We start from the raw sequence: 6,358 nt of genomic DNA on the forward strand, positions 1-6,358 counted from the left end.
CTTCATCCACCCCAGGTGGATGAAGGCGCCCATCATCCACGGCAGGGCTGCCCGGGGTCCCGGAAAGATCTTCGAAGAAGATTGTCGGATCAGGGTTGTGGTGTTCGTAGCAGTGGTGAGCGGCCACGAGAGAGGATCTGCGGATGCGCTACCTGGTTTCTGTGATCGACGACAAGGACAACCCCGGCAGCACGGACCGGCAGCCCGCCATCAGCGAGTTCAACGACCGGCTGATCGAGCAGGGCCACTGGGTCTTCGCGGGCGGGCTCGCGGACACCGCCACGGCCACGGTGGTCGACAACCGCGGTGAGCAGGCGGTGTTCAGCGACGGACCGTTCGTGGAGTCGAAGGAGTACCTCATCGGCGTGTGGGTGTGGGAGGCCCCCGACCTGGACGTGGCGCTCAAGCTCGCCGCCGAGGCGTCGAAGGTGTGCGATCGCAAGATCGAGGTGCGGCCGTTTCTGTGATCGACGCCCAGGAAGCGGTCGCCCTCGCCCATCGCGAGGAGTGGGCCAGGGTGGTCGCCGCGCTCACCCGGCGCTTCGGTGACCTCGACATCGCCGAGGAGGCGGCGGCCGAGGCGTTCGCGACCGCCGTCGAGCGGTGGCCTGCCGACGGCGTGCCGCCCAACCCCGGTGCCTGGCTGACCACCACCGCCACCCGCAAGGCCATCGACCGGATCCGGCGCGAGAACAAGCGCGACGACAAGCAGAAGGAGGCTCAAATGGCGTGCGACCCACCGGAGCCTCTCGGCGTCATCGACGACGACCGGCTGCGGTTGATCTTCACTTGCTGCCACCCGGCGCTGGCGATGGAGTCGAGGCTGGCGTTGACGCTGCGGATGGTCGGCGGGCTCACCGTGCCCGAGATCGCCCGCGCGTTCCTGGTGAACGAAGGTGCCGTGGGCCAGCGGATCACCCGCGCGAAGGCCAAGATCAAGGCGGCGCGCATCCCGTACCGCGTGCCGTCCGCCGAGGACCTGCCCACCCGCGTCACCGGGGTGCTCGCCGCGCTCTTCCTCGTGTTCAACGAGGGCTACCTGGCCACCGGGCCGGACACCGACCCCGTGCGGCAGGACCTGACCACCGAGGCGATCCGGCTCACCCGGCTGATCCACGCGCTGCTGCCGGACGACGGTGAGGTGACCGGGCTGCTGGCGCTGATGCTGCTCACCGAGGCACGGCGGCCCGCCCGCGTCTCGAACGGCGAGCTGGTCGCCCTCGACGAGCAGGACCGCGGTGCCTGGGACACGGCGCTGATCGCCGAGGGGCACCGGCTGGTGCGCGAACGGCTCGCCTCCGGGGTGGCACCGGGCCGCTACCAGGTGCTCGCCGCGATCAACGCCGTGCACACCTCCGCCCGCGACATCCGCGACACCGACTGGTCGCAGATCCTCGCGCTCTACGACCAGTTCGTCCGCCTCGACCCGTCCCCGATCGTCGCCCTCAACCGGGCCATCGCGCTCGCCGAGCTCGACGGCCCGGAGGTGGCGCTGGCCGCCGTCGACCGGGTGGCGGACCGGCTGGCCGGCTACCACCCGTTCCACGTCACCCGCGCCGACCTGCTGCGGCGGCTCGGCCGCAGCCAGGAGTCGCGCGCGGCCTACGACCGGGCCATCGAGCTGGCGGACAACACCGCCGAGACCGCCTGTCTGATCCGCCGCCGCGACCAGCTGCGGTGACGGTCAGGGCCGCGCGGGGGTGTTCCCGGTCACGTCACCGTCAGGACAACAGGTCCCGTGCCGCGTGACTGAGGGTGCGCAGGTCCTCCGCGAACCGTTCGCGGTGCGCCTCGGGCACCGGTTCGACGAAGTAGCGCCTGATGTTCTCGATGTGCACCCGAGAAGCCCGCACCACCGTCTCCTCCCCCACCGCGGTCAGCCGGACGAGCCGCCCGCGCCGGTCAGCGGGGTCCGCGGTCCGTTCCACCAGCCCGGCCGCCTCCATCCGGTCCACCAGCCGCGTCACGCCGCCGCTGCTGAGCACCTGCTCCCTGGCGATCACGCCCATCGGCAGCCCCGGTTCGCCCGCGCGGCCGAGGATCAGCAGCACCTCGTACATCAGGTGGCTGATCCCGCACTCCGCCTCGATCGCCCGGCCCAGCAGGTGCTCCAGCCGGTTGGCCGCGCCCTGCAGCCGGCCGAAGGCGAGGATCAGCTCGTGCCGGGCCGCCTCCGCCGCCGTCGAGATCGGAGCCTCGTCCACCACGCGCGTCTCCCGTCCGTCGCCTCGCCGCCGCCGACTGGATCATCGTCGATGCGACGGCCCCTGTCGCGTGGCCACCAGTAGGTTGTGCGCCATGACCTCGCAACCCTCCCTGCAGGAAGTCGCACCCGGTGTGCACGCGTGGATCCAGCCGGACGGCACGTGGTGGATCAACAACGCGGGCGCCGTCCACTCCGGAGGCGAAGTCGTCCTCGTCGACACGTGCGCGACCGCTCGCCGCACGCGGCTCTTCCTCGACGCGGTCGACGCGGCCACGGGTGGGGCGCCCGTGCGGCTCGCGGTGAACACGCATCTGCACGGCGACCACGTGTACGGCAACGCTTTGCTGCCGGACTCCACCGTGATCGTGGCGCACGAGCACACCCGGCAGGGCGTCCTGCAGGACTTCATCCTCGCCGCCACGCCACCGGTGTGGTCGCCGGTGCCGGAGTGGGGTGTCGACGCGGTCCGCGCCCCGACGCTGTCGTTCCGCGACGAGGTCACCCTGTACGCGGGGACGAAGCCGGTCGTGGTGCGGCATCCCGGCCATCCAGCGCACACCGTCGGCGACGCGGTGGCCTGGCTGCCGGAGGAACGCGTGCTGTTCGCCGGTGACCTGGTGTTCCACCGCGTCACGCCGATGATCGCGATGGGTTCGCTGGACGGCGCGCTGCGGTCGCTCGACTGGCTGGCCGCCTTCGAACCGGCCGTGGTGGTGCCCGGCCACGGACCGCTCATGGCCGGGGCGGACTTCGCCGAGGTGCTCGGCGAGCACCGGCGGTACTACGAGTTCGTGCGCGACACCGCGGTGACGGGACGCGAGAAGGGCTGGACGCCGCTGGAGGCCGCGCGGGAAGCCGATCTCGGCGAGTTCGCGGATCTGCCGGACACCGAACGGCTGGTGCTCAACCTGCACCGCGCCTACGCCGACGCGGACGGGGTGGAGATCAACGTCGCCGCCGCGCTCGGTGACGCGATCGCCTACAACGGCGGCCCGCTGGCGTGCTCGGTGTAGGCGCTCACACCGCCTGGGAGAACCGGAAGAAGCGGTCCGGGTCGTAGCGGCGCTTCACCTCGGCCAGCCTGGCGAGGTTCGGTCCGTGGTAGGCCTGCCGCCAGTCGGTCAGGTCCGGGTCGGTGAAGTTCAGGTAGGACGCGTTGTCGGTGTGCTCGGCGATGTCCTCGTGCAGCGCCGTCAGCCACGCCAGGTTGTCGCGCACCACCTGCGGGCCGTCCGACGACGTCCACGAGGTGTCCAGCGAGACCAGGAACAACGCGTCGCGGTGCGGGAACGCGGTCTCCGTCACGCCGACCGCGTTGATCGCGCCGCCCCAGCCGAACAGGGCCGCGCCGCCGCCGTCGGGGTTGCCGCTGCCGGGCCACTTCCCGACGGCCGTGACGAGCGTGCGCACGGCTTCTTCCGGCAGTGGAACGGAGGTCGTGCGGGTGCGGCCCGCGAACGCGCCACCGGCCGTCTCGTGGTGCACGTACTCCACGGCCTCCCAGTACGTGCGGTCCTCGATGTCGCAACGGAACGGACGGGTCGCGGTCAACGGGCCGAGCAGCGCCCGCAGCTCGTCCGCCGAGCCCAGGTGCCAGCCGACCACGGACACCACGCCGCCGCTGGTGAGGCCGATGCGCAACGACAGCGCGTCCGGGGCGGTGCGCTGGATCTCCTGCGCTACCAGCAACACGTCGACCGCGTGGTCCCAGTCCCACAGCAGCAGGCAGGTCGCGCTGTCCACGACCGGCCGGGCCTGGAACGTGAACGACGTGTTGACGCCGAAGTTGCCGCCGCCACCGCCGCGGCACGCCCAGAACAGGTCGGGGTTCTCGGTGGCCGAGCAGGTGACCGTGCTGCCGTCGGCGAGCACGACATCGGTGCTGACGAGCGCGTCGCAGGTCAGGCCGAACGCCCGGGACACCGCCGCCACTCCCCCGCCGAGGGTGAGGCCGCCGATGGCGACCTCGTCCGAGTTGCCCAGCGGGAACGTGATGTCGTGCGGCCGCAACGCCTCGTACAGCGCGCGCATCCGCGTTCCTCCGCCGACCGTGACCAGGGCCGTGTCCGGGTCGGCGTGGACGTCCGCGAGTGCGCGCAGGTCCAGGACCAGCCCGGTGTTGACGGACGTGCCGGCGTAGCTGTGGCCGCCGCCGCGGGCGACGAGCGGCACGTCGTTCTCCCGTGCCCACTTGATGGCCGTGCCGACGTCGTCCGCGGAGGCGACGGACAGCACCGCCGCCGGGACGATGTCGGCGTAGCGGTCGTTGAACGGCTTGCTGCTCGACGTGAAGGCGTCGTCGCCGGGCAGCAGCACCCGGCCGCGGACCCGGTCCGCAAGGCTGTCGAACTTCACCGGACCACCCCCGCCAGCTGGGCCTCGCGCAGGATCTCCTCGCGTTCCCGCCAGTGCGACCAGAACGCGCCTTTGTAGCCGAGGCTGGTCAGGCCGATGAGGAACGGGTTGTCGGCGTAGTTGTTCTCCGACTCGCTCATGCCCGCGAGCGTCGGCAGCATCACGCGGTGGTGGTCGGCCGGATCGACGAGCGACCACAGGTACTCGACCGTGCGCGACCAGCGGCCGTTCGGGTCGGTGTTCGTGCCCGCGTCCTCCAGCAGGTCCGGCGAGAAGTAGCAGACCAGGCGGAACTCGCCGCGCTCGTCGAACATGAACTGCCGCTCGTACTCGACCAGGTTCGCGCACATCGACAACGGCTTGAGGATGATCGGGCCGGTCGCGGTGTTCGACTGCAGGCCGGGCATCGTGCGGACGCCGGCGCACTGCTCGGCGAGCGAGATGCCGAGCGGGTGGTGCGGGAAGAGCCGCAGTCCCAGCGAGAACGCGGTCACGGTCGCGTCCAGCGCCATGAACGCCCGCACGCAGTCGCGCATCGTTTCCCAGGTCTCGCCCGGCATGGCGAACAACGCCTCGACCATGGTCTTGATCCCGCGCTCACGGCACAGCCGCACGAGCCGTTCGGTGTCCTCGAACGTGTAGTACGTCGTGCCCTTGCCGGTGACCTTCCAGTTGGCGAGCACGTCCGCGCGGATGTGGTCGCTGCCGACGTTCACGCCCTGACAGCCCGCCGCGGCCAGCAGGTCCGCGAACTCCTCGTCGAACGGCGAAGGCTGGCAGTACACCCACAACCGCAGGTCGTTGAGCGGGTTGGCGGCACTGGCGTGCTTGCGGCGCACGATCTCGCGCAGCACGTTCTTGGCGTGCTGGATCGAGAGGTTGAACTCGCTGTCGGTGGTGTGCTGGTCGAGGATCCCCTGCGCGGCAAGGGACTGCATCTCGTCCACGACGGCGGCGACGTCCCGGCGCGCCACCGCACCGCCCTTGGCGTCGGGCTCGACGCAGTGCGCGCACCGGTACACGCAGCCGGACTTGGTCAGGATGCCCGCGAGCCCACCGCGCCGGTAGTACTCACCGTTGTCCACTTTGTACTTGTCGCCGGATCGCCTGATGTACGTGCCGGCGCCGTCGACCTGCCACGTCTTGACCACGGTCGGCCCGACGAGCGGACGCGGCGTGAGGATGCCGGACGTGCGGACGATCCCGTCCGGGGTGTTGCGGATCAGTCCGTCCACAGTGGCCGGGTCACGGCCGGTGGCCAGGGCGTCGGCGAGGTCGACGACGATCACCTCGCCCGGCCCCTTCACGCCGAAGTCGACGCCGAAGTAGTCGACGAGCGCGAACGGCATCGTGGAGAAGCCGATGCCGCCCGCGACCAGCGGCGCGTCCGTCAGCCGGGTGATCTCGGTGATGATCTCCTTGTGCTCACCGACGAAAGGACGCTGCTCGAACGCGTACACGGTGTCGGTGTTGCGCACCGTGATGCCGACCAGCATCGGTTCGCGCGTGGTGAAGTACTCCGTCAGGAACGTCTTCCAGTCGTCGCGGTGGAACGTCAGGTCCACCACCTCGACCTCGAACCCGGCGCTCTCCAACGACGTGGTGAGCACGTCGAGCGCGTAAGGCGCGATCGGCGGATGCACCTTGTTCGGGTTGACCAGTGTTACCAGGCCTCTGCTCATCGAATCTCCCCCGCTGGTCGGCCCACTGGTGCCGACGGCGTCTGCGATCACGGATTTGGGATGAACGGCGCTTTTGTCCACCTGAGGGGGTAAAAAGCGCGGGTCGTCGGCCGTC

The 6,358-nt window shown here is 70.6% G+C and carries 6 protein-coding genes; 3 read left to right on the forward strand and 3 right to left on the reverse strand.

The genetic code is table 11. From position 1 onward, the window contains the following. Positions 1 to 143: 143 nt before the first annotated feature. Positions 144 to 467: a YciI family protein gene (locus tag ABZV40_RS46160; RefSeq protein WP_355456477.1), complete on the forward strand. Its 324-nt coding sequence runs from the start codon at positions 144 to 146 to the stop codon at positions 465 to 467. Then, positions 464 to 1,681, forward strand: a complete 1,218-nt coding sequence (locus ABZV40_RS46165; RefSeq protein ID WP_355456478.1) for a DUF6596 domain-containing protein — start codon at positions 464 to 466, stop codon at positions 1,679 to 1,681. The genes ABZV40_RS46160 and ABZV40_RS46165 overlap by 4 nt, the downstream gene beginning before the upstream one ends. A gap of 40 nt (positions 1,682 to 1,721) precedes the next feature. Here the strand turns inward: ABZV40_RS46165 and ABZV40_RS46170 are convergent, their stop codons facing one another. Further along, a complete protein-coding gene (locus ABZV40_RS46170; RefSeq protein ID WP_355456479.1) occupies positions 1,722 to 2,207 on the reverse strand; it encodes a MarR family transcriptional regulator in 486 nt (161 codons plus the stop codon). A gap of 91 nt (positions 2,208 to 2,298) precedes the next feature. Between ABZV40_RS46170 and ABZV40_RS46175 the strand changes: the two genes are divergently transcribed. Further along, the gene (locus tag ABZV40_RS46175) at positions 2,299 to 3,219 is read left to right on the forward strand and encodes an MBL fold metallo-hydrolase (protein WP_355456480.1); all 921 of its coding nucleotides are present in this window, start codon (positions 2,299 to 2,301) and stop codon (positions 3,217 to 3,219) included. Positions 3,220 to 3,223: 4 nt separating this feature from the next. Here the strand turns inward: ABZV40_RS46175 and ABZV40_RS46180 are convergent, their stop codons facing one another. Beyond that, complete coding sequence (locus ABZV40_RS46180) at positions 3,224 to 4,561, reverse strand: FAD-binding oxidoreductase (protein ID WP_355456481.1); 1,338 nt, start codon at positions 4,559 to 4,561, stop codon at positions 3,224 to 3,226. Next, positions 4,558 to 6,243: a tryptophan 2-C-methyltransferase gene (gene tsrT, locus ABZV40_RS46185; RefSeq protein ID WP_355456482.1), complete on the reverse strand. Its 1,686-nt coding sequence runs from the start codon at positions 6,241 to 6,243 to the stop codon at positions 4,558 to 4,560. Before tsrT ends, ABZV40_RS46180 begins: the two co-directional genes overlap by 4 nt. Between the last annotated feature and the right edge of the window lie 115 nt (positions 6,244 to 6,358).

The sequence above is a fragment of the Lentzea sp. NPDC004782 genome (assembly GCF_040609115.1).
Lineage (GTDB): Bacteria > Actinomycetota > Actinomycetes > Mycobacteriales > Pseudonocardiaceae > Lentzea.

Bases quoted from the DNA above. Each gene is read 5' to 3' on its own strand.
- ABZV40_RS46160 (WP_355456477.1), top strand. From the start codon at position 144: ATGCGCTACCTGGTTTCTGTGATCGACGACAAGGACAACCCCGGCAGC.
- ABZV40_RS46175 (WP_355456480.1), top strand. From the start codon at position 2,299: ATGACCTCGCAACCCTCCCTGCAGGAAGTCGCACCCGGTGTGCACGCG.
- tsrT (WP_355456482.1), bottom strand. From the start codon at position 6,243: ATGAGCAGAGGCCTGGTAACACTGGTCAACCCGAACAAGGTGCATCCG.